The following is a 25,806-nucleotide window of genomic DNA, read 5'->3' on the forward strand; positions in this document are numbered from 1 at the left end:
GCAGCAAAAGTGTGGGGGCCAGCCCCCCCTTGGCCATGGCGGGCCAATTCCCCCAGAGGATATAAGGCCAGAAAAAATAGGATGCGAAGGTAGGGGGGACTACGCGCCAGTGGCGGAGGCGAAGCGCGAAGCGCCTGGTTTCAGGCTGTTGAGCTGCCAGTCGCCGATCTGGATACGGATCAGGCGCAGCGTGGGCAAGCCGACATGGGCTGTCATACGGCGGACCTGACGGTTGCGGCCCTCTGAGATGGTGATTTTGAGCCACGCATCGGGGACGGATTTGCGAAAACGCACGGGTGGGTCGCGGGGCCAGAGGTCTTCGGGCGGGTCCGTTAGCTCGACTTTTGCGGGGCGGGTGGGGCCGTCTTTCAGGGTCACGCCAGTGCGCAGGGCGTTCAGGGCGGCCTCGTCCGGTGTGCCTTCGACCTGGACGAGGTAGGTCTTTGCCAGTTTGTATTTCGGGTTCGAAATGCGCGCTTGTAGGGGCCCGTGGTCGGTGAGGACCATGAGGCCTTCGCTGTCGCGGTCAAGACGGCCTGCGGGGTAGAATCCCGGTTCTGAGATGTATTTCGACAATGTTGGCCGCGGGGAGCCTTCGGTGCCTTTGTCGGTGAATTGCGACAGTACGCCGAAGGGTTTGTTAAACAGCAAGACGCGGGAGGTCATTGCGGGGCCGGTGTCAGGGTTGTGATGCCAACGGCTGCCGCACGGGCGAGCTCTTGATCCAGTGACATGGGGATATATTCGCCGCGCCGCCACAGCTGCGCCAGATCGTCATAGTGGCGCGACAGCGGGTGGCCCGATTGGCCCGTTGAGGTCACAAAGACCGAGCTGTCGGGGTCGGCGAAGTCGTAGACGCCGCGGTAGCCTGCGCCGTGCACATTGTGGAACGGGTCGGGGTCTGTGCCTTTGGTGCGGCCGCGCATCAGCGTGTGATCGCCGCCAGAGGTGCTTTGGCGGATGTTCACGAAATAGCGCAGCACGGGCACGGTGCCCAGTACGGGATGGTCATGGGTGGCTTGGTGTGCGTCGCCCCAGCGCAGAGCCTCGAGTGCTGTGCCGTATTTTTCGGAGATTTCCAGCAAGGCGTCATCAAGGGCGAGGCGGGCCATGTCGGCGCAGGTCTCAACAGGGGCGGATTGGAAAACGTCGCACCATGCAGATGCGCCTTCGATGTCGCGGTAGACACGTTCGATGAACAGCGGCTCGACATGGGCAAATTCGGGGGTGATGGGGCCCAGCTCATCGCGGATCAGGCGGTCTTGGAGGGCGCGTAGCCATGTCGCGTAGATGAGCGGCTCCGGCAGGTGTTCGCCCATATCGCCCGACCAGCCGGCAAGCAGGGTCAGGGCGCGTTGGCGCAGACGCTCTGGCGTGCCTTCGGGGGCGGCTTCGCCTGTGAACCACAGTTCGGCGCCGATCAGCGGCAACAGCGAGCGGGCGGTGAAGCTGACGGTGTCGAGCTGCGCCTCGATGAAGCTGTCGCGGGTGTGGACCTGACGGTCCTGCATCAGGCGCTGCCAGCGCTGCACCCGCTGGGTGTCGCCCCACATATAGGAGATGTGGTTGGGAAACGGGCGCTCGACCATCTTGTTGTTGGTGTTGCCGAGGATGCCGCCTGCGGGGGCAACAAAGCCCGGGTTCGCGGTGAAGGGCAGGGTGCCCTGCCAGCGGTTGGCCGCGATCCAGCCGGGGCTGGGCATGCGGCCTTTGCTTTGGTGGGCGGCATCGCGTTTGGGGGCGGCCCCGATGGTTTTCATCGCGATGGTTTCGCGGTCCACCAGCGTAAGGTTCTGTGACGGCGCGATAAAGTGCTGTGCGGCGGCGATCCCGTCAGCTACGGTTTTGGCGCGCATTAGCTCGATCGCGGATTGCAGGGTGGTGTCGCGCTGGCTGAGCACGGTCCAGTTCACAGAGGCCACATGGCCCGGCGGTGTGATCGTGCCGAGGTTATAGTGGCTGCCCGGCAGCACGGGGCCATTGTCCGTCCACCGCAGGGTCAGCGTGACGGGATCAAGGTCTTTGACGTTGATGATCGAGGCGCGGGTGCGGAACTTCTTGAACCCGTCGGGCGTGCGGTATTCCTCGCGGTTTGCCGGGTTCAGCTCTTCTATATAGACATCTTGGTCGTCGAGATACGATGACGTCAGCCCCCAACCCAGATCGGCAGAACGACCACTCAGCACCGCAGGCACGCCAGGGATCGTGGCACCGATGACGCCGCCTGTTTGCAGCTCTAGCCGCGCAAGATACCAGATGGCAGGTGCGGTAAAGCCGAGGTGCGGGTCATTGGCCAGCAGCGTCCCGCCAGAGGCCGAGCGGGAGGGCGCGGCAGCCCACGCATTGGACGCGCCCGCAAGCGCTGTGCGTTTGAACGGGGACAGCGGGTGCTGCACAAATGGCTGTGCTGCGGCAAAGCGGGTGGCCCCGCCGATAAGCTCGGTGTATTTGGGCAGGGCAGCGACACCTGTTCCGGGCGCATCGGGCATGATGTCGCGCAGCCGCGCCGCGTCGGGCAGAGCAAGCGAGACGCGGGCGCGGACCACTTCGGCGTCCATGTTGCCCGACATCTGCACGCCCATCAGTTTGACGATAGCAATGCTGTCGGCGGGTCGCCACGGAGCCATGGGCGCGTTGAACAGGAACATTTCGGGCGCGCCACGGCCCAAAGCATCCGAGTTGATCTGGTCAAGCCGCGCATTCACCCCCGCCGCATAGGACCGCAGGGCGGCTTGGGTTGTGGGGTCCAGCTCCTCGAATGAAGCCACGGACAGCGCGTATATGTCAAAGCGGCGCAGCAGCTTGTCGGTATCAAGGGTGGCCGCGCCGAATACCTCGGACAGGCGCCCTTGGGCGGTGCGGCGCAGGGTGGTCATTTGCCACAGACGGTCTTGGGCGTGGGCAAAGCCAAGGCCAAAGAACACATCGCGGTCCGACTGGCCAAAGATATGCGGCACATTGGCGTTGTCGCGCACGATTTCGACAGGTTGGGACAGGTTCGGCACTTCGACCTGCGCGGTATAGTCGGGCAAGGACCGCGAGGCGAGCCAGTAGACCATGCTGACGGCAAGAACGCTCAGCACCAAAAGTGTGGCGGCCAGCCGGATCAACCAGCGAAAGAGCAATGCCATATCTGTCCCTCTTCATGTCCCGCCCAACAGCCCGAAAGGGCCACGGCGACAGGTTTCGAGGGCAGCAATAGCGCAACATCACAGCAAGGAAAAGCATATGCCCGCTGCAACGTTGCGGCGGGCATGAAAATCACAAAGTCGGCCTAGCCCGCAGGAGCGCGCCAAAACGAAAGAAGCACCGCAGCAAACACAAGCTCAACCCCGATGCCCGCGCCAACTGCGCCGCGCACAAGCTCTGCCACACCCAGAATGGCCAGTCCCGCAAGGGCGACAGATACGCCGAGGCAAAGGCTGCGCCGTAGGGGGCTGTCCTCGGCCAGTCGTGCCTGCCACATCAGCGTGGCAAGCCCCGCAAACAACATCGCCGCACGGCGCGACATCACATCGGTGGCGGGGTCGCTGGCGACTTGAAACAGCCAATGGATCACCTCAGGCCAGACAAAAGCGTAAGGCTAAGCGCGGTAAAGGTTGCCGCGATGATCCCGCCGACTGTTTCAAACCGCAGCGGTGTCAAGGAATGATGCGGGTGTACTTGCTGCCCTCAAGGGTGGCCCCCAGACGCAAGCCTGCGCGGCCAAAGATCACCGCCAGCACGGGCGACAATACGGTTGTGGTATCTGCGTTCACGCTGTCTCCGCGGTCCGAGATGACATATTCAACATCCGCACCAGCCGCCCAACCGGGCGAGCGGCGGAAAGAGCTGAGCGCATTGTCGGTCATAAAGAACAGCACGTGCGCGTATTGCTGCGCACCGATCTGCAACCCGCCCGATGCTTTGGCGACCGAGTAGTAGTCAACCGTCACATCGTTCACCCGCAACGCGCCCCGCCCGTAGGCACCGCCAAGGCCAAGGCCCGCTTCGGTCACCAGCGGCATCACCAGCATCCCGTTGGATTTCTGCGCCAATGTGCGGGTGTTGGGGAAGGTGCGGTACATCTCGTTCAGGGTGGCGTCCACGCGGGCGTCGATGGTCCCCCCGCCGGTGGAGCCGATGCCGTTGCCGCAAGCCGCGAGTGTGCTGGTGCCCGCAACTGCGCCGAACGCGAAAGCGCGGCGCGTCAATTGTGTCTGTGTCATGTGTTTGCCTGTACTAAAATTCACTGCTCAACGTGCTGGTATCGTCCAGCTTGCCCGCAGTATAGGCGGAATTTTGCGGGTTGTCATGCGCGATATGGTTGTTGGCGAAACTGTGCTGATTTAGGCCGCCCTATGTGGTGCTGCGCTTAGCCCAGCAGACGTGCAGCGGCAGGTGCAAAATACGTCAATATCCCGTCACAGCCTGCGCGTTTGAACGCCATCAGGCTTTCCATCATCACCCGTTCTTCATCAACCATGCCCGCCGCTGAGGCCGTTTTGATCATGCTGTATTCGCCCGATACCTGATAGGCAAAGGTCGGCGCGCCGTAGGCGTCTTTGACGCGGCGGCAGATGTCCAGATAGGGCAGGCCGGGTTTTACCATGACCATATCGGCCCCTTCCGACAGATCGCGGGCGACCAGCCGCAGCGCCTCGTCGGAATTGGCGGGGTCCATCTGATAGGTTTTCTTGTCCCCCGTCAGCGCACCCGAGGCACCCACCGCATCGCGGAAGGGGCCGTAAAAAGCCGATGCATATTTGGCGGCATAGCTGAGGATCATGACGTTGCGGTGGTCTTCGGCCTCCAGCCCTGCGCGGATCGCGCCGATCCGCCCGTCCATCATATCGGAGGGTCCGATGATGTCGGCGCCTGCGCGGGCTTGCTCTACCGCCATTTTGACCAGCGCCTCGACCGTTTCGTCGTTGATGATCTGGCCCTCGACGACAAAACCGTCGTGCCCGTTGATGTTATAGGTGTCCAGCGCCACGTCTGTCATAATCACCAGATCGGGCAGCTCTGCCTTGATGGCGCGAATGGCGCGGTTGACATGGTTGTCGGGGTCCCACGCGCCTGCGCAACTGGCGGTGCGCTCTTCGATGCCGGTGTAGGGAAACAGGCACAGCGCCCCGATGCCCAGATCCCACGCCTCGTGCGCGGCCTCGACAATCCGGTCGACCGAACGGCGCATGACACCGGGCATAGAGGGGATTTCCTCAACGATATTCTCGCCGCCGCGTACAAAGACAGGCCATATGAAATCAGCCGCGCTCAGATAGTTTTCGCGCACCAGCCCGCGGATGCCGTCGTTTTGGCGCACACGGCGCAGGCGGGTGGCGGGAAAGGGGGCTTGGATCGGCTGCATGGGGGTGTTCCTTGGCGCTGGTGCCCTTCAAAATTGACACGTATTTTTGCCACGCTCAAGAGGCCGCACGGATTTGCGCAAAACTAGGGGGTAGAAATCAACGGGGCTGGCCGTTATCACACGGGGGACGTGAATTTCGAGTACGCCTTTTGGACTGGTATCAAACCCTTTTTGAGTTGATCGACATGCGCTCTTTCTCGAACCTTTGGTTCTGGATTGTGCTGGCTGTCGTGTGGTCAACGACATCGCACTACGGGTTGGGTGTGCCGTTTGATATGGTCCTGCGCGCCAGACGCCACGGCGGCCAGACCGAGATTGACCTAGAAGACCTTGTGCGCATCAACACCAACCGTCTGTTGTTTATCGCGCAGATGTCAGGGCTTTGGATCGCGGGGTTTGCGTGTTTCTTCCTGACGATGCTGGGGCTTCTGGGCTTTGTCTATGGCAATGAATTCGCGCAATCGCTGATGTTGCTGGCGCTGCCGCTGTCACTGGTGGGGCTGCTGAGCATTTCGACCGCGCGTCTTATTCAGGACGAGGATTCACGCGGCGAGGTGTTGCGCAAGCGTCTGACGCGTCACCGTCTGTATACACAGATCATCGGCATGATCTCGATCTTTGTGACCGCCCTGTGGGGAATGTACCAGAACCTGAGCGTCACACCCTTTTGATGGTTGACAGTCGGGACAAGCGGGCCACATCTGCGGTATCATGACAACACCCGATCATATCACCCTGTCAGGCGCACCCGAAGGGTTTGACGCAAAGCTTCTGCTGGACGAGGTCGCCAAATCCGGCGGGCCGGTCCTGCACGTTGCCCGCGACGACAAGCGTATGGCCGCCATGGCCGAGGCGCTGCGCTTTTTCGCGCCGGACATGCCAGTGGTCATCTTCCCGGGCTGGGACTGTCTGCCCTATGACCGCGTCTCGCCCAATGCCGATATTTCGGCCACGCGCATGGCGACGCTGGCGGGGCTGGTGCACGGGATGCCCGCGCAATATATCCTGCTGACGACCTTGGGGGCGGCGACGCAACGCCTGCCTGCGCGGGACGTGCTACGCGATGCAGCATGGAGCGCAAGCGTCGGTGGCCGGGTGGACGAAAAGGCGCTGCGCGAATTTCTGGTGCGCATGGGCTTTGTGCAAAGCCCCACAGTGATGGAGCCGGGCGATTACGCCGTGCGCGGCGGTATCATCGACATCTATCCCCCCGGTGATCTGGGGCCTGTGCGATTGGATCTGTTCGGCGATGTTCTGGACGGCGCGCGCCGCTTTGACCCCGCCACCCAGCGCACCACCGAAAAGCTGGAGCTGGTCGAGCTTGCGCCTGTTTCGGAAGTGATCCTTGACGAGGCCGCCATCACCCGTTTTCGCCAGAACTACCGCATCGAATTTGGCGCGGCGGGCACCGATGATCCGCTCTACGAGGCGATCAGCGCGGGCCGCAAGCACCAAGGGGCCGAGCATTGGCTGGCCTTCTACTATGACAGGCTCGAGACGTTGTTCGACTACCTGCCTGACGCCACCGTATCACTGGATGACCAACTCACCCCCGCACGGCTGGCGCGGTGGGAGAGCATCGAGGACCAATACGAGACGCGCAAAATCGCCATGGCGAACCGCTCGAAGATGGACAGTGTCTACAAGCCCGCGCCCGCAGCGGGGCTGTATCTGGATGACGCCGCCTGGGAGGCCCAGATCGCCGACCGCCGTGTGCTGCAACTGGTGCCGCTGGCGCAACCTACAGGGCCGCGTGCGCTGGACGCAAGCGGGCGCATCGGGCGTAGCTTCGCGCCAGAGCGACAGCAGGAATCCATCAGCCTTTTCGGGGCGTTGGCCTCCCATATTAAAGCAAAACTTGCAGACGGCCCCGTTCTGATCGCCAGCTACTCCGAGGGCGCACGCGAGCGGCTCACTGGGCTGATCGAAGAAGAGGGTCTGGCAGAGGCGATCCCGATCCCTGACGCCACACGCATCGGCAAACGCGGGTTGCATCTGGCCGTCTGGGCGCTGGAGCATGGGTTTGAAGCGCCGTTCGGCGATGGGTCTCTGACCGTGATTTCCGAACAGGACGTGCTGGGCGACCGCCTGATCCGCCGCCCCAAGAAAAAGCGCCGTGCCGAGAATTTCCTGAGCGAAGTGCAAAGCCTCACGCCCGGCGATCTGGTGGTGCATGTGGATCACGGCGTGGGCCGTTATCTGGGGATGGAGGTCATCACCGCCATCGGCGCCGCGCATGAATGTTTGCTGCTGGAATATGCCGACCAGACCAAGCTGTATCTGCCTGTCGAGAATATCGAACTGCTGAGCCGTTATGGCCATGAAGAGGGGCTGCTGGACAAGCTGGGCGGTGGTGCGTGGCAGTCCAAGAAAGCCAAACTCAAAGAGCGCATCCGCGAGATGGCCGACAAGCTCATCCGCATCGCAGCCGAGCGTGCCTTGCGCCGTGCGCCTGTGCTGGAGCCGCCGCCCGGCATGTGGGACGCCTTCGCCGCCCGCTTCCCTTACCAGGAAACCGACGATCAGCTGAGCGCGATTGGCGACGTGATCGACGATCTGACCAGCGGCAACCCGATGGACCGTCTGGTGGTGGGCGATGTGGGCTTTGGCAAGACCGAAGTCGCCATGCGGGCCGCCTTTGTTGCGGCCATGTCGGGCGTGCAGGTGGCGGTGATTGCACCCACCACCTTGCTGGCCCGCCAGCACTATAAATCCTTTGCCGAACGCTTTCGCGGCTTCCCGATCGAGGTCCGCACGCTCAGCCGTTTCGTGACAGCGAAAGAGGCTGCCGCCACCCGTGATGGCATTACCAAAGGCACCGTGGATATTGTCATCGGCACCCATGCGCTGTTGGCAAAGACCATTAAATTCAACAACCTCGGTCTGTTGGTGATCGACGAAGAGCAACACTTTGGCGTCGGTCACAAGGAACGTCTTAAATCCATGCGAACGGATGTGCATGTGCTGACGCTAACGGCCACGCCGATCCCGCGCACGCTGCAACTCTCGCTCACGGGGGTGCGCGACCTCAGCATTATCGGCACGCCGCCCGTGGACCGCCTGAGCATCCGCACCTATGTCTCGGAATTTGACGCCGTCACCCTGCGCGAGGCGCTGCTGCGCGAGCATTATCGCGGCGGGCAGTCGTTCTATGTGGTGCCACGCGTCAGCGACCTGCCCGAGATCGAGGCGTTTCTGAAGGACCAATTGCCCGAACTGTCATATGTCATCGCCCACGGGCAGATGGCAGCGGGCGAGTTGGATGACCGCATGAACGCGTTCTACGACGGCAGCTATGACATCTTGCTCGCCACCACGATTGTGGAAAGCGGTCTGGACATCCCCACCGCCAACACGATGATCGTCCACCGCGCCGATATGTTCGGCCTTGCGCAGCTTTATCAGATCAGGGGCCGCGTTGGCCGCTCGAAAACCCGCGCTTATGCGTATCTCACGACCAAACCGCGTGCCAGGCTGACGCCGCTGGCCGAGAAACGCCTGCGGGTGCTGGGCTCGCTCGACACGTTGGGGGCAGGGTTCACGCTCGCGTCCCAAGACCTTGATATTCGCGGCGCGGGCAACCTGCTGGGCGAAGAGCAATCAGGCCAGATGCGCGATGTCGGTTTCGAGCTGTATCAGTCCATGCTGGAGGACGCGATCGCCAAGATCCGCTCGGGCGAGCTGGAAGGCGTTGTGGACAATGACGGCCAATGGGCGCCGCAGATCAATCTGGGCGTGCCTGTACTGATCCCTGAAGCCTATGTACCCGATCTGGATGTGCGTCTGGGCCTCTATCGTCGCCTGTCGGAGCTGACAAAGAAGGTCGAGCTGGAGGGATTTGCAGCCGAGCTGATCGACCGCTTTGGCCCGCTGCCGCGTGAGGTGAACACGCTCATGTTGGTCGTGCGGATCAAGGCGATGTGCAAACGCGCAGGCATTGCCAAGCTGGATGGCGGGCCAAAGGGGGCCACGATCCAGTTCCACAACGACAAATTCGCCTCGCCCGAGGGGTTGGTGCAATTTATGGCCGACCAGCGCGGCTTGGCCAAAGTGAAAGACAACAAGATTGTCGTGCGCCGCGATTGGAAAAGCGACACAGACAAGATCAAAGGCGCGTTTGCCATTGCCCGCGATCTGGCCGAGCATGTTGTTGCAAAAGAAAAAGCCGCCAAAAAGGCGAAGGCAAAGACGCCTTAACCGTTGCTTTCGCTGGCCCAGGCCACCATGCGCATCGCGCCAAACCCGAGAGACGCCAAGACGACAAAGGTGATCGCCAGCGTGTGGTGGTCTTGGGGGAACCACGTGCCGATCGGCCCCGAGATCAGCACAGCCCCCACGGTTGAGATTGCCCCCATGACCGAAGCCGCCATGCCTGCGATATGGCCCATCGGCTCCATCGCGATGGCGTTGAGGTTCCCGATGGTCAGCCCCGCCTGAAAGAAGATGCAGGTCTGGAAGAACACAAAGAAATAAAAGCCATAGGCCGTGTCCCCAAGCCCAAACAGCACGAAAGACCCCGACAGCACGATCTGCGCGCCCAGCGTCCACATGACCAGCCGTTGCATCCCCAGACGCACCACCAGCAGCGCATTCAAAAGGTTCGCCAGTCCGGCCAGCAGGGCGATGACGCAAAACCAGAAGGGGAATTCATCCGCTCGGCCATAGACCGTATCATAGATCGGCTGCACCAGCATCAGCGTCAGAAACAACATTGCCGAGACAAGCGTCTGCACAACGATAGACAGGGCGACAACGCGGTGGCGCATCATCTCGCCCACGGCGGCAACCAGCAGCGACAGGCGCAGCGGGCGGCGGTTGGCCTTTGGCAGGGTTTCGGGCAGGCGGGTCAGCATCCAGACTAGATAAATCACCGTGAAGGTGACAAAGGCCAGAAAGATGCCACGCCATCCCGTCCATGCAATAAGATAGGCACCGATCAGCGGCGCCACTGCGGGCACCAGCGTAAAGATCATCATCACAACCGAGACGATTCTGGCCATCTGCCGCCCCGAGAAACGGTCACGCACCAGCGCCATCGACACCACACGCGGGCCGGCAGCCCCCAACCCTTGCAGGACACGCCCCGCCAGCACCATCTCAAGCGAGGGGCTGATCCACGCGATCAGCGCGCCGGTGATAAAGATCAGCGCAAAGACAAGAATGACAGGTTTGCGCCCGAAGGCATCGGACAGGGGACCTGTGAAAAACGTACCCGCGCCCATACCGAACAGAAAAAAGCTGAGGATCAGGGGGGCGTGTTGCGGCGCATCGGGTGACAGCTCTGCGCCGATCTGGGGCAGGGCAGGCAGCATGGCATCAATGGAAAACGCGATGGACGCCATCATCATCGCCAATAGGGCGATGAACTCTGGCTTGCTCATTTTAAAGTCGGATGTTGTTACGGACAAGGCACGCTCCGGTACACATAGGGCATCGGGGCGATACCATAGGGCAGGCTTAACCTAGGGTTGAGCGGTCCGCAACACTAAAACGCTTAGAGATCAAGCACCTGCAACCATACGCAGGGCGGGCTGGCTGACCGCGTGGAATGGCTTGCGTGTGCCGATGATCTTTGCACGCGGCACATAAACTACCTGCGCCACATCATTGAGGTGGTCAAATTGCCCTTTCCAGTCGTCGCCCATGGCAAAGACCGAGACATTGTAGTTCACGATGTCGGTGTATTTCTGTTCCCACTCCTGCTCGGCAATGACGCGGCTGACGAAACGGCAGCTTTCCAGCATCAGGCGGCGCTGCGCATAAGGGGTTACCGCAGGCACGCCCATCTTGGCGTTATAGGCATCTGTTGAACATCCCACGATCAGCTCGGTCCCCATCATCGACAAGCGCTGCAACAATTGCGCATGCCCCTGATGAAACAGGTCGAACGACCCATAGGTAAGCACGACACGTGACGACATGGAGGATAACATAGCTGCCCTTTCTCAATACACCGAACCGCACGCAAATGCGCACCAAGAGCTGGAAGCCATGCTTGTTCTGCTTTGACTTGAGAAAAAGGCCCACCTGTCCCGAGGGGGTCCTGTTCACTGCCTGCACACCTGCTCGAATTCGTTTTTTAGATGAGGCTTTGTGCCTCTTGCGGTTGATTCTAAGGTGTATTTCGGCCGCAGCCTAGCAGTTTGTGCAAAGGGCCGCGTGGTGCGGCCCTTTTGTCACATCGTGGCATTAGCCCGCTTGGATGTCGGCAATCACCTTGGCCCAAAGCTCGGGCGGCTGGGCACCCGGCACCGCGTGACGCCCACCCACGATGAAGGTCGGCACAGAGCTGATGCCCATTTTTCGGCTGTGCCCGTCGCGGTCGCGGATGGCTTGCGCGTCTTCGTCGGTTTTGAGCAGGCGGGTCACAAGGCTTGCGTCCATTTCGATGCTGTCTGCAATATCGGCCAGCACTTCGGCATCGCCGATGTCGCGGGTGTCGACGAAATAGGCTTTGAACAGGGCGCTAACGGCAGCCGTCTGGCGACCCTCAATCCCCGCCCAATGGATCAGACGGTGGGCGTTCAGCGTGTTTGGCGTCCGCTGCATCCCTTCAAAGTTGATTTTCAGGCCCGCAGCCTCGGCGTGTTCGACCACGGGCGCATAGGCCTTTACAGCGCCTTCCTTGCCGCCGAACTTTCCCTCAAGGTAGTCGCGGCGATCCATTCCCTCGGCGGGCATATCGGGGTTGAGTTGAAAGGGGTGCCATTCGATCTCGAACGGGTGATCGGGGGCTGCGGCCAAGGCGCGGTCCAGATGCGCCTTGCCGATATAGCACCACGGGCAGATCGGGTCTGACATGATGTCCAGTTTTACAAGCTCGGTCATTTTATGTCCTCGAAATGGCGGCGCAGGGCGCGGCGCAGGATTTTGCCGTTGGCGCCCATGGGCAGTTGCGGCAGATGTACGTAGATGCGCGGCTGTTTATAGCGCGCCAGATTGGCCTGCGCATACAAGCGCAGCGCGTCTTCGTCCAGTGGGGCAGCTGCGGTATAGAAGGCGGCGATGACGGTGACATCCTGTTTGGGTGCGACTTCGGCCACGCCCACGGCTGTAATGCCGTTGTATTTCGCCAGCGTAGCCTCGACCTCGACCGGAGAGACGCGAAACCCGCCCGCGTTCATCATATCGTCTGTGCGGCCCAGATAGGTGATCTGGAAATCCGCGTCCATGCGGGCCTGATCGCCCGTCATGAACCAGCCGTCTTGCATCTTGGCGGCTGTCTCTTCGGGCGCATCAAGGTAGCCCAGCATCAGGCCGGGGTCGCTGTGATGCACGGCAATCGTGCCTTCCATCCCGATGGGAACAGGGCCATCCGCGCCCATCAGCGCGATGCGGCGACCCGGTTGAGGGCGGCCTGATGCGCCCTCGGACACGGGGTGCGCGGGGGCGGAGGATATGAAGGTCGAGCATTCGGACATACCGTATGCCTCGAACACATCGCATCCCGTGGCATCGCGCCAGCGGGCGGCCACGGCGGGCGGCAGCTTTTCCCCGGCACTCAGGCCATGGCGCAGATGCGGCAGCGCGGGCAGGTCAGCCTTGTTAAGAAGCTGGCGGTAGACACCGGGGGCTGCGGCAAAGATCGTGGCGTCATGGGCGGCCATCAGCGCCGGCATGTCAGGGGCCGCCGTTCCCGCCGCAGGGATCAGCGCAGTTGCGCCCACGGTCCACGGATCCATCAACCCCGTACCCAACGTATAGGTCCAGTTGAACGCGCCCGCGTGCATCATACGGTCGTCGGGGCGCAGCCCGTACCACCCCTCAAACATCATTTGCCGCGCCCAGATGGCGCGGTGCGCGTGCAGCACGGCACGCGGCTTGCCCGAGGTGCCGGAGGTATAGATGATATAACCCGCACGCGCAGGATCGCCCATATCGTAGGCCACAGGCGGCAGGCCGCGCATGGTGCGCAATGCGTCCAGACCAATACGGCGGGGGTGATCGGGGCAGGCAACATCGGCGTCATGCACGATCAGCGAGGGGCGCAAGGTCTCGATCATCGGGGCGACTTCGCCAGCGGTGAGGGCGGCGGCGGTCGGGACAGGCACCAATCCAGCGGCCAGCGCCCCCAGATAGGCCAGCGGGAAGTCCACCGTATTGCCCAGCCGCATCAACACGCGGTCCCCGCGCTTGGCCCCCGCGTTCAGCAAGCCCGTGCCCGTACCGCGCACGGCGGCGATCAACGCGCCATAGGTCCAGTCCTCTTGGCCCATGATCCGCAGGGCCAGTTTGTCGGGCGTCTCTGCGCCCGCCCGCAAGACATGGGCGGCCATGTTGAAGGGCGCAGGGCAGGGCGGCGGGGGCGTTTGATCAAAGAGGCTGAGCATGGGGTATCGCTACCGCGCACAAGCCCGCGTTGCAAGGCAGAGGCGCATTGCCTATAGATAGCGCCATGACCAGTGAATCCGCAAAATCCATGATCCAGATTGCCCGCGAAGACGGGGCAAACCATACGGTGCCGCCTGTTGATCTGGGTGCGCGTGTGCGCGAATTGCGCAAGGCACGTGGTTGGACGCTGGAACAAGCAGCAAGCCAAGCGGGGCTTGCCCGTTCGACTCTTAGCAAAATTGAAAACGCCCAGATGTCGCCGACCTATGACGCGTTGAAAAAGCTGGCCGTAGGGTTGGAGATTTCGGTGCCGCAGCTTTTCACGCCGCCCGCAGGCGACCAGATCAACGGCCGCATGGCTGTGACCAAATCGGGCGAGGGCGCGGCGCAGGCCACAGCCACCTATGAGCACGAGTTGCTGGCGGACACTTTGCGTAAAAAGAACATGCTTCCCTACCGCGCCCGCATCCGTGCGCGGCAGATGGAAGAATTCGACGGTTGGGTGCGCCACGACGGCGAAGAATTTCTGTATGTTCTGACCGGCGTGGTCAAACTGTTCACCGAATTCTATGAACCGATCGAGATGCGGCGCGGCGACAGCGCCTATTACGATGCGGCGATGGGGCATAACGTGATCTCGACCTCGGACGAGGATGCGACGATCCTGTGGGTCACTTCACTCGTTTAACGGCCCCTGACAAGGCTTCCATTGCGCAGTAGCGGGATTACGGCGCAGGTGCCGATCGTCAAACTCTATTAGGGCTCGGCATGGATGTTGCAAAAGACATCCGTGCGGGATCAGGCTGGCAAAGTTAGCGACGTGGATTCAAAAGGAGCTTGTGCGGTGCGAGGCTGCAACACCGCGTCCTGAGGCCGCGTTATTCGGCGTCCCACCACCATAGTTCCGGCATCCACTGGGCGCCATCACCGTAAATCGGCAATGTGTCGGGGTATTGCATTTCACGCACATGCGCGATGCGCCCTTCGGTATAGGACCAGAACGGGATAACATAGCGGCCAGCGGTCAACACACGGTCCAGCGCCCGCGTGGCTGCCACGAAATCCGCACTGTCGCGGGCACCCAGCATCGCGTCGATCATCGCGTCAATCGCGGGATTACGCGCCCCCATCAGGTTGCGTGACCCGGGCTGGTCTGCGGCCTCCGTTCCCCAATAGAACTTCTGTTCGTTCCCGGGACTAAGCGAGAGGGACCGGCGGAAGGGCGTGATGTCAAAATCAAACTCCCCCGTGCGAGAGAAATATTGTGCGTCATCAACGGTTTCGATTGTGGCCTTGATGCCCAGCCGCTCCAGCGCGCGGGTGAAAAGCTCGGCAATGGCGACATCTTCGGTGCTGCCTTTGGCGATCAGGAAATCAAAGGTAACGGGCGTGCCGTCGCCGCGCCGCATCGTACCTTCGGTGACGGAGTATCCAGCGGCCTCCAGTTGCGCCATGGCGGCACGGATGCCTGCACGGTTGCGCGCTGATCCGTCCGATGTAGGCAGGCTGTAGCCCTCCAGCGTGCCTGCGGGCAGCGTGTCCTGATAGGGCAGCAGCAATTCGGCCACGCGGCCTTTTGCGGGGCCTTCCTCGGCGCCCAGAACCGAGTTCGAGAAATACGAGGTAATACGCGGCTGTGCGCCACCCGTCAGCGTATCGTTGATATATTCAAAGTTGAACGCATGCAGCAGCGCGTCGCGCACGCGCCAGTCGTCAAAGGGCGCACGGCGGGTGTTCATCACAAACCCCGTCATGCCGGACGGCTTTTGATGCGGGATCACGGATTTGACGATGTCACCACGGGCAATGGCGGGAAAATCATACTGGGTCTGCCACGATTCCGCGTTGAATTCGCGCACAGCCGAGATTTCGCCCGCCTTGAAGCCTTCGAACAAGACTTTGGAATCGCCGTAGAAATCCAGCTTTATCGTGTCAAAGTTATGGGTGCCTTGGCGGAAGGGGATGTTGACGCCCCAATAGTCGCTGTTGCGCGACAGTGTGACATAGCGGCCCGACTCGTAGCCCGTAACCGTATAGGGGCCAGAGCCGAGGGGGATGTCTTGCACAGGGGCGTTGGCGAATTCGCGCCCCTCCCATTGGGCCTTGGACAGGATCGGGCGCAGCCCCGCCAGTAGGGCCAGTTCGCGGTTGTCGCTGTTGAAGGTGAATTTGACCTTGCGCGGACCTGTCTGTTCGATGCGGTCGATCTGCTTGTACAGATTGTGATAGCGCGGATGGCCCTTGGTGCCCAGCAAATCAAAGCTGAAAATCACGTCCTCGACCGTCAGCGGGCTGCCGTCGGAAAAACTCGTGCCCTCGCGCAGGGTGAATTCGACCCATGTGCGGTCTTCATCCGTCTCGACCGTTTCGGCCAGCAGACCATAAAGGGTGAACGGCTCGTTCCATGAACGGCCCATCAGCGTCTCATGTGTGAAAAAGCCCAGTTGCCACGGCTTGGTGCCTTTGAGGACGAAGGGATTGAGGCTGTCAAAGCCGCCCGTGTTGCCCAAAACGATGTCACCGCCCAGCGGGGCCTCGGGGTTGGCATAGGGCAGGTGGGTGTAATCATCGGCCAAAGCCGGCACGCCGTACATGGAAATCGCATGGCGTGGTTCAGCCTGCGCACCGATTCCCCAAAGAATCAGTGAAGAGAGCGCCGCAAAGCCTTGTGCTCTTGAGAAATTATCTAACGCCATTTTCGAAACAATCCTGCGCTGCCCTTATTTTTATTATGAATAACGTCTAACGGGCCTGCGCGGCAGGCGCAAACTTTTAGCTTGGCGAAACGGCGGTAATTCCTTATAAAGAACTCACTGCTCGATAGGTTTCTTGCCTGTATGAAACCTGCCTCAATAACTTGACGCCCGCCTTGTGCGGGCGTTTTTTTTGAGCAATTACAGGTGCTTTTCCCCGTATTGTGATGTTTGGAGCCCAACTGCCTTCCGTTAGGGTAGCCACGGTAGAATCGCTGTTGGAAAAGATCATGCCTGTTGTCACGAACCCGTCCCCTGTTTCAATGACGATACTTGATGATTTTCTGGGGGACAGCTTTTACCGCCCCTATCTGGAGCTTAGCGGCAGCGATCTGGTTTGACGCCGCTTATCAAAGCATCACGGGCACAATCATACACAGCACGCTGACATTTGTTTTCGACGAAGCCGCCGCCGGCGCCTCTGTCGGTCTTCCGGTCGCGGCACCCGATCTGTCACCCTATGAGTCGTATGACCAGTCGTGGGTAATCCCCGAGGGGACAGATGCCGATGCATTGGTGTTCTCCTTTGTCCTTTCTTACGGTTTTCTGACGAACGATCACAAAGGCGCGGGGCAGGCCGAGGTCAGCGTGCTGGGTGGCTCCGGGATGAGTATGTCGTTCGGGATCGAAGATAATGTCGTTTTGGTTCAGGACGATAGGGTGTCCTTGATGTTGCGGGGTGGCGATGACCATGTGCGTGCAGCGGAAGACGCGGATGCGATGCTGTTGCGGTTGGGCATGGGCAATGACACGGCCACTGGCAGCGCAGGCGATGATACGGTTATCGGGGGCGTGGGCGACGACCAGATCAGTGGCGCGGAGGGGGGCGACCTGTTGGCGGGCAGCCACGGCAATGACGTTCTGATCGGCGGCGCAGGGAGCGATACGGTGAACGGCGGCGCACATGCCGATGTTCTGTTCGGCAACGCAGGCGATGACGTGTTGATCGGCGGGCAGGGGGCGGATGCATTCGTCTTTGTCACCAACCCCAACGGCGCGCAATCGGGGCGGACCGTCATTCTGGATTTTGACGCGGATGAGGATATGCTCTGGACCGGCCCTTCCAACAACGGGACGTGGGACGCGACCACTGCCTATGACACTTTCCTTAGTGGGGCGACACAACGCGCCAATCTGGTGGTTTATACCGAAGGCGACTATTCCGTGGTGATCTGGAACATGGTGCTGGCTGATCTGAGCGCGGAAAACTTTGTCGATGGCCCTTCTGGGGGATATTACGCCTGGGGCGGCCTAGGCTCGCAGGATACGATTTGGGAGCCTGACCTACTGGGATAACGCTGCGGACTCTCCCCCTTTCGCACCTGCAGCATTTTCGGTACAGTTGGTGAAACACGTAATGGAGAATGAAAATGGCGCTTACTTACGATCTGTCCGGCAAAACGGCTGTAATCACGGGGTCTAACTCGGGCATTGGCCTTGGCATTGCGCAACAATTGGCGCAGGCAGGCGCGAATGTGGTGCTCAATTCGTTCACGGACCGCAAGGAAGATCACGCGCTGGCCGAAGAAATCGCCAATGTCACAGGCGTGACGGCCCGCTATATCAAGGCGGATATGTCCAAAGGGGACGAGTGCCGCAAGCTGATCGAAGAGGCAGGCGCCTGCGATATCCTGATCAACAATGCAGGCATCCAGCACGTCGCCCCGATTGATGAATTCCCCGCCGCGAAATGGGACGCGATCATTGCGATCAACCTCAGCTCGGCGTTTCATACCACGGCTGCTGCTTTGCCGATGATGCGCAAGGCAGGCTGGGGCCGTGTGATCAACATCGCCTCCGCGCATGGGCTGACGGCATCGCCCTACAAAGCGGCCTATGTCGCGGCGAAACACGGGATTGTCGGCCTGACCAAGACCACAGCGCTGGAAACGGCGGAAGAGCCGATCACCGCAAACGCCATTTGCCCGGGCTATGTGCTGACGCCCCTTGTCGAAAGCCAGATCCCCGACACGATGAAAGAATACGACATGAGCCGCGAAGACGTGATCAAGAATATCATGCTCAAACGCCAGCCCAGCAAGGAATTCGCCACCGTTGAGCAGATGGGCGGCACGGCGGCGTTCCTGTGTTCGGACGCAGGCGCACAAATCACCGGCACGACGATCAGCGTCGATGGCGGCTGGACAGCTCTGTAATCCCCTATAAAAGGCGCGCCCAATGGCACTGACCAAAAAGATCAACCTTGCTTTGCAAGGTGGCGGCGCTCATGGCGCGTTCACATGGGGCGTTCTTGACCGCCTGTTGGAAGAGGACGGGCTGGAGATTGCCGCCATGTCCGGCACGTCGGCGGGGGCGCTCAACGGTGCTGCGCTGAAATCGGGGATGATTGCGGGCGGCCGTGAGGGTGCGCGTGAGAACCTCGAATGGCTGTGGATGCAGGTCGCGGGTGTCACGGACCTGTCGATCGGCACCTGGATGGCGCCTTTTGGCCTTGGCGCGTTGAGCAAACAGATCGAATTCAGCCTGCCCTATATGATGGGCGATGCGGTCAGCCGCGTGATGTCGCCCTACAGCTATGGCCCGTTGTACCGCAACCCGCTGGAACCGATTGTCGAGAAATTCAACTACGACAAAATATGCGCCCACGAGGGACCTGCGTTTTTCGTTGGTGCCACCCGCGTGCGCAACGGCAAAATCCGCATTTTTCAGGGCGAAGAGATCGGCCCAAAAGCGCTGATGGCCTCGGCCTGTTTGCCGACTGTTTTTCAGGCTGTCGAAATCTTTGACAAAACCACGGGCCGGAACGAGGCATTCTGGGACGGTGGCTTTACCGGTAATCCCGCGCTTTTCCCGCTGTTCGTTGACCCGTTTCCCGATGACATTGTGATCATCAACATCAACCCGCTGGAGCGGGACGAAGTACCGACCACGCCCCAGGAAATCCAGAACCGCATCAACGAGATCAGCTTTAACTCAAGCCTTCTGCGTGAGTTGCGGGCGATTGATTTTGTGCAGCGTCTGATCGAAGAAGGGGTCGCCACCTCCGACCACCATTTCTCGCGGGTGTATGTGCATATGATTGCCGATGATAGTTTGATGGCAAAACTCTCTGCCGCGACTAAGATCGTGCCGAATGCCGCAGTGATCAGCGCGCTGCGCGATGCAGGCCGTGCCGCGGGAGAGGCGTTTTTGCGCAATGACATCGACAATGTGGGCAAACGCAGCAGCGTCAACCTGCGCGAGATGTTTCTGTAACGTAATCAAGGCGGTGTAGCGCGATGCTTAGCGGTTCGATATATCCGCAATAGGCGCGTCGCCGTCTTCCAGCGCCTTGGCGTTGGGATAGACCAGCCCCGCGGAAATCACCAGTTTGGCGGAATCCTCGACGCTCATGTTCAGCTCGACTACGTCGCGTTTGGGCAAGAACAGCAAGAACCCCGATGTGGGGTTCGGCGTGGTGGGCAGAAAGACCGACAGCATCGTGCCTGAGTTGTCCGATTTCTCGGCAATTTCGGCCTTCGCCTCGGTCGAGATAAAGCCGATGGCCCATATGCCCTTGCGCGGATATTCGATCAGGCAGGCCGTCTCAAAGCTACGCTCGCTCTGGGCAAAGATCGTTTCCGAGATTTGTTTGATACCCGAATAGATCGAGCGGACAACGGGGGTACGCTCCACCAGACTTTCGGCAAAGCGGATGAACGATCGGCCGATGATGCCCTTGGCAACAAAGCCGATAAACACGGTGAACAGCAGAAAGATCACGACGCCGATGCCGCGCACGTTGATCTGGACCGATCGGTCCAGCCCCAGCAAATCCTGTATCAAGCGGTCGGGGTGATATTGGAACGGCACCAGCGGCAGCACGAACCCGTCGATCCAGCCGACAACGCTCCAGATCAGCCAGATGGTCAGGCCGACAGGCGCGATCACCACCAGCCCCGTCAGGAAATTCCCGCGCATACGGCCGAGGATGCCGCGCCGTGTCGGGGTGACGGGATCGGGATCAAAAGGTGTGTTCATCGTGCGCGGTGTCCAGTTTGGCTTGTTAACCAATAGTAACTAAGGGCTGCCATGGACAGTAACAATGGCGCTGGCGCGTCAATTTGCATCCGGATTGCGCAATTCCAGTGCAATCTTGGCTGCCAATTGTGCATTGTTGCGCACCAGAGCGATATTGGCCTCCAGAGAACGGCCCTCGGTCAGCTCGAATATGCGTTGCAGCAGATAGGGCGTGACCGATTTGCCGCTGATGCCTGCACGGGTTGCGTCGGCTTGGGCTGTGGCGATGATGGGGCTCAGCTCGGCCACGGGGATCTCGGCGGCCTCGGGGATGGGGTTGGCGACCAGTTGCCCACCGGGCAGGCCAAGGGCTGCGCGGGTCACATGGGCGCGGGCGATCTGGGCGGGATCATCCATGCGCAAGGGCGCTTTCAGTTTCGATCCCCGCGACCAAAAGGCGGGAAAGGCGTCTTGGCCGTATGCGATCACCGGCACGCCTTGGGTTTCCAGCACTTCGAGCGTTTTTTCCACGTCAAGGATCGCCTTCGCGCCTGCGGCCACGACTGTGACAGCCGTTTGTGCGAGTTCCATCAGATCGGCCGAGATGTCAAAGCTGTTTTCGGCCCCTTTATGCACGCCGCCGATGCCGCCCGTGGCAAAGACCGCGATGCCCGCCAGATGCGCTGCGATCATTGTCGCGGCCACGGTTGTGGCGCCTGTGCCACCCGTGGCGATGCAGGCGGCCATGTCGGCGCGGCTCAGCTTGGCGACGCCTTTGGATTGGGCCAGTTTGGTCAGTTGGTCATCGTCCAGCCCGATGTGCAGCGCCCCGTCCAGCACGGCGATGGTCGCGGGCACGGCCCCTGCGGCGCGGATGTCCGCCTCGACCAGACGCGCGACCTCGACGTTCTGCGGGTAGGGCATACCGTGGGTGATGATGGTGCTTTCCAGTGCCACGATGGCGGTGCCGTCCTTGCGGGCGCGGGCGACTTCGGCAGAATAGGTGAGGGGGATCATATGGTGGTTTCTCCGGCTACGTATTGTGCGGCTGCAACAAGGGCGGCATCCAGCGCGTCTGCGCCGTGCATGCCGCGCAATTCTGCTGCGATATGGGCCGCCATAAAAGTATCCCCCGCGCCTGTGATGCGCGTGACGGTCACGGGGGCGGGGGTTTGGGTCACTGTGGTTTGGCCGTCTGCCACGCAGGCAGCTGCGGCCCCGTGGGTCACAACGGCGCGGGCGGCACCTTTGGCGAGCAATGCGCTGGCAGCATCGGCGGCATTTGTGAACGCCGCGCCACACAGAAGGCCCGCCTCTTCAAGGTTCACGTAAAGCGTGCCGCGAGACGCCGTGATAAAGGGCATCAACCGCAATGCCTTGCCTGGGGATGCAGGGGCCACCCGCAGGTCTGCCTGCGCAAACAGGTCGCTTTGCGCGATCTGGGCCAGTAGTTCCTCGGTCAGGTTTCCGTCCAGCGCCACGGCACCGTCGTAGGGTACGCCGCCAAGCGGGCTGAGGATCTCTGCGCCGACTTCCTCCAGAGAATGTGCATCGGCAATGGCGGCGATCAGGCCGCTGTCAGCCTCGATCGCCATATACTGGTCGGTCGGCAGATCGGTGCGGGTGATCAGATGGGTCAGCAACCCGCGGGCGTCGCAGGCTTGCATCAATGCTTCGCCTTGGGCATCACGCCCCACCGCGCTGAGCAACGCGGGCGTCAGGCCAAAGCGCCGCAGCGCCATCGCGATGTTGAGCGCCACCCCCCCGGGCAGGAGGGTGATGCGGCCGGGTCTATCGTCGCCCGTGCCCATTGCGCCGCTGTGGCGGCCGATCACGTCCCACAGGACCGATCCGATGCATAAGATGTCAGGCGTTTGTGTCATGCCCGCCTTTTGACCCGCCGCAGGTGCGCGTGCAAGTGGTTTGCAGCCGTTTAACGCGCAGGCACCGCAAATGTCATCGAGGCCCAGAGCGTCTCCCACACGGGCGCGCCCTCTGCTGCGCCGTCGACAGGGCGCAAGACGACCGCATCCAGCAGATAGTCGAACCCCGCCGCCACGGGAATCGCTGCGTGGCCTTCATCGTCGGTGCGGGTGATGGTCACGGTCACAGTGCCGTCTGCATCGCGGGCATAGACCTCGATTTGCGCATCCGCACGGGGGGCGTTGTTGTAGGTCAAGGCAACGTCCAACGTGCCGTCAAATTCAGGCAGATAGGGGTTCTCAAGCGCGACAAATTCGGTCGCCAGACCCAAGGCACGGTCCGCCCCTTCGCCGTGGCCTACAGCGATCAGGGATTTGGAGTGGCGGGTGTAGGTTTCCTTGAAATTCTCCTTGGGCCAGCCGCGGGCTTCGTGCGTAGAGACAGCATCGCGAAAATCCTTATGCTCCACGAATTTGATGAACTTGGCCCATTCACGGTAGGTGAGTTTCGAGGGCGCGGCCTCGTGTGCGAGGATCATAAGACCGTCGCGCCCCGTGCTTGGCAGCTGGATCGCGGGGCGGTCGCCCATGCGGCCCGTGATCGCGGTCACGTCATCGCCCATCACCACCTCAAAGCGGGTATTACTTGTGTCAAAGAAAGACTGTCTGGACCCGCTAAATAGTTGGCCATTCATCAGGTTAGCCACGACAGGTGCGTCGTTTTCTACTTGAAACTCCTGTGGTTCAATCCAGTATTCATGGGCATAAGCGGCAGGCGCATATAGCAAAGCTGCGCAAATAATACTGATGGGACGGATAAACGACATGATACGACTTTCCTTATGGCTCCTGACAAAGCTGGCACTGGTGCTGCTATTGTCAAGCGGCCCGTTGCGCGCACACGAAATTGTGCCGACGATTGCGGACCTTACGGTGGCCGATGGACGCGCCGAACTCGCGCTGCAAATCAACCTTGAGGCCTTCTTGGCCGGTGTCGATCTGGACACGGTCGAGGACACGAACGACGCGCCACAAGCGAATGAATACGATACACTGCGGGCTCTGCCTGCCGCCGATCTGGCCGCGCGTGCCCCGGATTTGCTCGCCACATGGAACGCGCTGCCGGTGCTGAGCATTGATGGCACGCCGCTGGAATTGCAAAGCGTCTCGATCACGGTGCCAGAGGGAGTGGACCCCGAACTGCCGCGTGTTGCGGAATGGGTGTTGCAGGCGGCTGCTCCTACGGGCGGCGCAGTCACAGTGGCATGGCCGCAAGCGGGCGGTGACATGGTGGTGCGCCAACAAGGCGTTGATGCGCCCTTCACGGGGCTTGTGCGCGGCGGCACGTCCAGCCCTGCGATCATGCTGCAAGGGGGCGATCGGGCCACTGCGTGGCAAAGCTTTGTCAGCTATATCCCGGTGGGGTTTGACCACATCCTGCCCAAGGGTCTGGATCATATCCTGTTTGTGCTGGGGCTGTTCTTTTTATCGACCCGTCTGACGCCGTTGATCTGGCAGGTTTCGGCCTTCACGCTGGCGCATACCGTCACGCTGGCATTGGGCGCTATGGGGCTGGTCAATGTGCCCGGCAGCATTGTCGAGCCGCTGATCGCCGCCTCTATCGTCTATGTCGCGGTCGAGAATATCTTTGCGCGTGGCCTGACGAAATGGCGGCCTGCGGTGATCTTTGGATTCGGTCTGTTGCACGGGCTTGGGTTCGCCTCGGTGCTGGGCGACTTTGGTCTGCCTGAGGACCAGTTTGTACCGGCCCTCATCGGGTTCAACATCGGCGTCGAGGTCGGTCAGCTGACCGTGATTGCGCTTGCGTTCATCCTGATCTGGCTGGCCGTATTGGCCGCCCGCCGCGCATCGCTGGACGGCGACGAGGAACTGGTGACGGAATACCCCGTCATGTTCCGCGCCGTCTCTGTCACAGGATCGCTGCTGATCGCGATCATTGGCATCTACTGGGTGATCGAGCGGACGCTGCTTTAGGCCTTAGCCTATATGTGACCAAAGCGATTTGAGGGCGGCGGCGGGATCGTCGCTGCCCCAGATCTCGTCTCCGATGGCGAAGAAGTCAGTCACGGGGGCAAGGGCTGCGATCATCGCGGCATCCAGTTGGCCTTCGGCAACGCAGGGCACTTCGATCACTTCGGACCACCACTGGAACAGATCGGCCTCGGCGATTTCACCGTCATAGAGGGCGGTGGGCTGGACGGGTCCGAACGAGACATAGTCAGCGCCCGCTTCGCCCGCGCTCATCCCGTCGTGGCGCGAGCCTGCGCAGTGACAGCCCACAATGGCATCGGGGCCAAGGGTTTTGCGGGCATGGCGCACGGAGCGCGCCGCATCGGCCAGATGCACACCGTCAAGGCCCAACCGCTCGGCCAGCAGCGTATGCTCTGAAATCACCAGAGCCACATCGCGGGCATCGGTGACCACACGCAGCGTGTCGGCGGCACGCGACAGGTCGCCCTCGTCCTTGGTTGCAAGGGCAAGTCGCACGCAGGCTGTCTCTTGCGCGTCCAGCACGGCGGCCAGTGTGTCGGCGAATGTCGCAGGCTCCAACACGGTAGGGGTGACGAGGTAGAGTTGCGGCTGTTCGGGGGCGTCTTGCATGGGATACGTCCTTTGGATGCGTTGCGCGTGTTCCTAGACCATTCGCGCAGGGGATGGAAACTGTTATCAGGCCGCTTGGCCCATATTGGCAAGGGGGCGTGCGCGGGGTATGAGGCGAACATGAGTATTGAAAACCCCACCGCCCCCAGCTTTGTCCTTGTGCGCCCGCAGATGGGCGAGAATATCGGCGCTGCCGCCCGTGCCATGTTGAATTTCGGGCTGGAACGCATGCGCGTCGTTGCCCCGCGTGACGGCTGGCCCAATCCTGCGGCTGTGGCGATGGCCTCGGGCGCGGGGCGGGTGCTGGACGCGGCTGTCGTCTCGCCCGATTTGCCGCACGCGGTGGCCGATAGCAGCTTTGTCTTTGCGACCACGGCACGCGACCGCGACCTGACGAAACCTGTATTCACGCCAGAGGCCGCGATGAAACTGGCCGCCGAAAAGATTGCCGCGGGCGAACGGGTCGCCGTGCTGTTCGGACCTGAACGCGCAGGGCTGGAGAATGACGACATCGCACGTGCCAATGCGATAGTCTCGGTGCCCGTGAACCCTGCGTTTGCCTCGCTCAACCTTGCGCAATGCGTGTTGTTGATGGGCTATGAATGGATGCGCACCACCAGTGAACAGGCCCCCGTGGCGCAGGAAATGGCAGGCACCGACTGGGCGCAGAACTCGGAAATCGAACATCTGGCCAAACACTACGAGGACCGGCTGGAGGAGGCGGGGTTCTTTTTCCCCGAGCACAAGGCCACCTCGATGAAGGTAAACCTGCGCAATATGTGGAGCCGCCTGCCGCTGACCCGTGCAGATGTGCAGATGCTGCACGGCACATTGCGGCAGATGGTCCGATGGAAGGAACGCGGCTAGA

General features: G+C 61.2%; 23 protein-coding genes. 8 read left to right on the forward strand and 15 right to left on the reverse strand.

Features of this window, described 5'->3' with window-relative positions; all coding sequences use genetic code 11:
* Nucleotides 1-99: 99 nt before the first annotated feature.
* The 5 genes from ABMC88_RS12530 to hemB form a co-directional block, all read right to left on the reverse strand.
* On the reverse strand, nt 100-666 hold the full coding sequence (locus tag ABMC88_RS12530) for a pseudouridine synthase (RefSeq protein ID WP_349577237.1): 567 nt from the start codon (nt 664-666) through the stop codon (nt 100-102).
* Complete coding sequence (locus ABMC88_RS12535) at nt 663-3,131, reverse strand: penicillin acylase family protein (protein ID WP_349577238.1); 2,469 nt, start codon at nt 3,129-3,131, stop codon at nt 663-665. Before ABMC88_RS12535 ends, ABMC88_RS12530 begins: the two co-directional genes overlap by 4 nt.
* A 143-nt stretch (nt 3,132-3,274) precedes the next feature.
* On the reverse strand, nt 3,275-3,559 hold the full coding sequence (locus ABMC88_RS12540) for a hypothetical protein (RefSeq protein WP_349577239.1): 285 nt from the start codon (nt 3,557-3,559) through the stop codon (nt 3,275-3,277).
* A gap of 82 nt (nt 3,560-3,641) precedes the next feature.
* Nucleotides 3,642-4,208, reverse strand: a complete 567-nt coding sequence (locus ABMC88_RS12545) for a lipid-binding SYLF domain-containing protein (protein WP_349577240.1) — start codon at nt 4,206-4,208, stop codon at nt 3,642-3,644.
* Between the two features lie 146 nt (nt 4,209-4,354).
* On the reverse strand, nt 4,355-5,350 hold the full coding sequence (gene hemB / locus ABMC88_RS12550; protein ID WP_349577241.1) for a porphobilinogen synthase: 996 nt from the start codon (nt 5,348-5,350) through the stop codon (nt 4,355-4,357).
* Nucleotides 5,351-5,499: 149 nt separating this feature from the next.
* Here hemB and ABMC88_RS12555 point away from each other — a divergent pair, with 149 nt between their 5' ends.
* A complete protein-coding gene (locus ABMC88_RS12555; RefSeq protein ID WP_349577242.1) occupies nt 5,500-6,021 on the forward strand; it encodes a component of SufBCD complex in 522 nt (173 codons plus the stop codon).
* Nucleotides 6,022-6,061: 40 nt separating this feature from the next.
* Nucleotides 6,062-9,547, forward strand: coding sequence for a transcription-repair coupling factor (mfd, locus tag ABMC88_RS12560; RefSeq protein WP_349577243.1), 3,486 nt, complete (start codon nt 6,062-6,064; stop codon nt 9,545-9,547).
* Here the strand turns inward: mfd and ABMC88_RS12565 are convergent.
* From ABMC88_RS12565 to ABMC88_RS12580, 4 genes are all read right to left on the reverse strand, one after another.
* Nucleotides 9,544-10,731, reverse strand: a complete 1,188-nt coding sequence (locus tag ABMC88_RS12565; protein WP_349577341.1) for a multidrug effflux MFS transporter — start codon at nt 10,729-10,731, stop codon at nt 9,544-9,546. The genes mfd and ABMC88_RS12565 overlap by 4 nt on opposite strands.
* A 120-nt stretch (nt 10,732-10,851) precedes the next feature.
* On the reverse strand, nt 10,852-11,271 hold the full coding sequence (locus ABMC88_RS12570; RefSeq protein ID WP_349577244.1) for an adenylyltransferase/cytidyltransferase family protein: 420 nt from the start codon (nt 11,269-11,271) through the stop codon (nt 10,852-10,854).
* Between the two features lie 268 nt (nt 11,272-11,539).
* Nucleotides 11,540-12,178: a DsbA family oxidoreductase gene (locus ABMC88_RS12575; protein WP_349577245.1), complete on the reverse strand. Its 639-nt coding sequence runs from the start codon at nt 12,176-12,178 to the stop codon at nt 11,540-11,542.
* Complete coding sequence (locus tag ABMC88_RS12580) at nt 12,175-13,680, reverse strand: class I adenylate-forming enzyme family protein (protein ID WP_349577246.1); 1,506 nt, start codon at nt 13,678-13,680, stop codon at nt 12,175-12,177. The genes ABMC88_RS12575 and ABMC88_RS12580 overlap by 4 nt, the downstream gene beginning before the upstream one ends.
* A 65-nt stretch (nt 13,681-13,745) precedes the next feature.
* Here ABMC88_RS12580 and ABMC88_RS12585 point away from each other — a divergent pair, with 65 nt between their 5' ends.
* Nucleotides 13,746-14,369 (forward strand): helix-turn-helix domain-containing protein, encoded by a 624-nt coding sequence (locus ABMC88_RS12585; protein WP_349577247.1) that lies wholly within the window; start codon nt 13,746-13,748, stop codon nt 14,367-14,369.
* A 190-nt stretch (nt 14,370-14,559) separates the two neighbouring features.
* Here ABMC88_RS12585 and ABMC88_RS12590 read toward each other — a convergent pair whose 3' ends face one another.
* The gene (locus tag ABMC88_RS12590) at nt 14,560-16,377 is read right to left on the reverse strand and encodes an extracellular solute-binding protein (RefSeq protein WP_439655599.1); all 1,818 of its coding nucleotides are present in this window, start codon (nt 16,375-16,377) and stop codon (nt 14,560-14,562) included.
* 333 nt (nt 16,378-16,710) lie between these two features.
* Here ABMC88_RS12590 and ABMC88_RS12595 point away from each other — a divergent pair, with 333 nt between their 5' ends.
* The 3 genes from ABMC88_RS12595 (at nt 16,711) to ABMC88_RS12605 (ending at nt 19,650) form a co-directional block, all read left to right on the forward strand.
* Nucleotides 16,711-17,730, forward strand: coding sequence for a calcium-binding protein (locus ABMC88_RS12595; RefSeq protein ID WP_349577248.1), 1,020 nt, complete (start codon nt 16,711-16,713; stop codon nt 17,728-17,730).
* Between the two features lie 74 nt (nt 17,731-17,804).
* A complete protein-coding gene (locus ABMC88_RS12600; RefSeq protein WP_349577249.1) occupies nt 17,805-18,590 on the forward strand; it encodes a 3-hydroxybutyrate dehydrogenase in 786 nt (261 codons plus the stop codon).
* 22 nt (nt 18,591-18,612) lie between these two features.
* Nucleotides 18,613-19,650, forward strand: coding sequence for a patatin-like phospholipase family protein (locus ABMC88_RS12605; RefSeq protein WP_349577250.1), 1,038 nt, complete (start codon nt 18,613-18,615; stop codon nt 19,648-19,650).
* A gap of 27 nt (nt 19,651-19,677) precedes the next feature.
* On the opposite strand, the gene ABMC88_RS12610 is transcribed toward ABMC88_RS12605, so the two are convergent.
* The 4 genes from ABMC88_RS12610 to ABMC88_RS12625 form a co-directional block, all read right to left on the reverse strand.
* Nucleotides 19,678-20,415 (reverse strand): DUF502 domain-containing protein, encoded by a 738-nt coding sequence (locus ABMC88_RS12610; protein ID WP_349577251.1) that lies wholly within the window; start codon nt 20,413-20,415, stop codon nt 19,678-19,680.
* Nucleotides 20,416-20,493: 78 nt separating this feature from the next.
* A complete protein-coding gene (locus ABMC88_RS12615; RefSeq protein ID WP_349577252.1) occupies nt 20,494-21,411 on the reverse strand; it encodes a pseudouridine-5'-phosphate glycosidase in 918 nt (305 codons plus the stop codon).
* The gene (locus ABMC88_RS12620) at nt 21,408-22,277 is read right to left on the reverse strand and encodes a PfkB family carbohydrate kinase (protein ID WP_349577343.1); all 870 of its coding nucleotides are present in this window, start codon (nt 22,275-22,277) and stop codon (nt 21,408-21,410) included. The genes ABMC88_RS12615 and ABMC88_RS12620 overlap by 4 nt, the downstream gene beginning before the upstream one ends.
* Before the next feature lie 50 nt (nt 22,278-22,327).
* Nucleotides 22,328-23,143 (reverse strand): DUF4198 domain-containing protein, encoded by an 816-nt coding sequence (locus ABMC88_RS12625; protein WP_349577253.1) that lies wholly within the window; start codon nt 23,141-23,143, stop codon nt 22,328-22,330.
* On the opposite strand from ABMC88_RS12625, the gene ABMC88_RS12630 reads away from it, so the two are divergent.
* Nucleotides 23,142-24,311 (forward strand): HupE/UreJ family protein, encoded by a 1,170-nt coding sequence (locus ABMC88_RS12630; RefSeq protein WP_349577254.1) that lies wholly within the window; start codon nt 23,142-23,144, stop codon nt 24,309-24,311. The genes ABMC88_RS12625 and ABMC88_RS12630 overlap by 2 nt on opposite strands.
* A gap of 3 nt (nt 24,312-24,314) precedes the next feature.
* Here the strand turns inward: ABMC88_RS12630 and ABMC88_RS12635 are convergent, their stop codons facing one another.
* A complete protein-coding gene (locus ABMC88_RS12635; protein ID WP_349577255.1) occupies nt 24,315-24,938 on the reverse strand; it encodes a thiamine phosphate synthase in 624 nt (207 codons plus the stop codon).
* A gap of 120 nt (nt 24,939-25,058) precedes the next feature.
* On the opposite strand from ABMC88_RS12635, the gene ABMC88_RS12640 reads away from it, so the two are divergent.
* Entirely contained in the window at nt 25,059-25,805 is a 747-nt protein-coding gene (locus tag ABMC88_RS12640; protein ID WP_349577256.1) for an RNA methyltransferase, read from the forward strand.
* Nucleotide 25,806: the final 1 nt, after the last annotated feature.

Source organism: Sulfitobacter aquimarinus (genome assembly GCF_040149565.1).
Taxonomy (GTDB): domain Bacteria; phylum Pseudomonadota; class Alphaproteobacteria; order Rhodobacterales; family Rhodobacteraceae; genus Sulfitobacter; species Sulfitobacter aquimarinus.